The sequence below is a fragment of the Henriciella aquimarina genome, assembly GCF_002088975.1.
In the GTDB taxonomy this organism is placed as follows: domain Bacteria; phylum Pseudomonadota; class Alphaproteobacteria; order Caulobacterales; family Hyphomonadaceae; genus Henriciella; species Henriciella aquimarina.
Genome location: NZ_NCST01000015.1, coordinates 1 through 897, shown reverse-complemented (window position 1 = coordinate 897; position 897 = coordinate 1). Strand labels below are relative to the sequence as shown.

At 70.2% G+C, this 897-nt stretch carries 1 pseudogene; it reads right to left on the bottom strand.

What is annotated here, in order from left to right:
* A pseudogene (locus tag B8784_RS21490) lies at window positions 1–897 on the bottom strand (double-strand break repair protein AddB); the annotation flags it as partial.

The window sequence follows — 897 nt, the reverse complement described above, 5'->3', positions numbered from 1 at the left end:
CAGCAGCGTCACCTGCGGGGCACAGGCCATCTGCGCGAAGTCATGCGCGGAGAGACCGATGCGTTCGTCCGGGTCGCTCAAGCCGATTTCCTTGCGGAAGCTGCGCGGCAGGAAAGCGTCGGGTGGCGGCTGGGCCGGCCACACGCCTTCATTGAGGCCCGCGAGGATCAGCCGGTCGGCGCTCTGCAGGCGCGCTTCGAGCGGGCCCCAGATGGAAAGCCGCGGATGCTCGCCGCCCGCGCCGCGCACGGTCAGGGTCGCGCACCAGGCCTTGAACAGCTCGGCCCAGACCTCCGGTGTGGAGGGCGCCATGCTGGCGCAGACCTCGGCAAAGTCACGCATTGCGCTCGACAGGGCCGCGCCGTCCTCGCCCGCCCAGGGCAGCGGCGTCGATCCGAGTTCGCCCATCATCTCGCTGATGCCTTCCAGCCAGGCCTGGCCGGAAATCGCCGCATCCGGATCGGACAGGCCGACGGCGTCGAAACGGGCTTCGAGATCGGTGACGATGGTGCGTGCGGCGGCGGCCTGTTCGGGCTCAAGCCCGGTGCGCCGCGCATTGTCACGGTCGGCGGCGGTGCGCTGGAGATGCGCGCCGAAGCTCTCCCAGTCGCTCCAGCGCCGGGGCCCGCGCAGGAAGAAGCGTTCGAAGCTTTCCAGATCGTGGTCGTAGCGCACCTGCTCATGCTTCAGCGCGGCGAGCAGCTTGACCGGATGGGTCGGGTCGGTCGTCCATTCCATGACGAGCGCGGCGAGGCTGCCGGCGCTGGTCTGCAGGAGCGGTGTGCCGGAGGTCGGCGCGACGTCGATGGCCCACTGTTTCAGCAGGGCGGAGACACGCCGGGCAAGGCCGGCTTCCGGTGTCACGAGGGCGGCGGTCTCGCCCTCATGCTCCAGCGT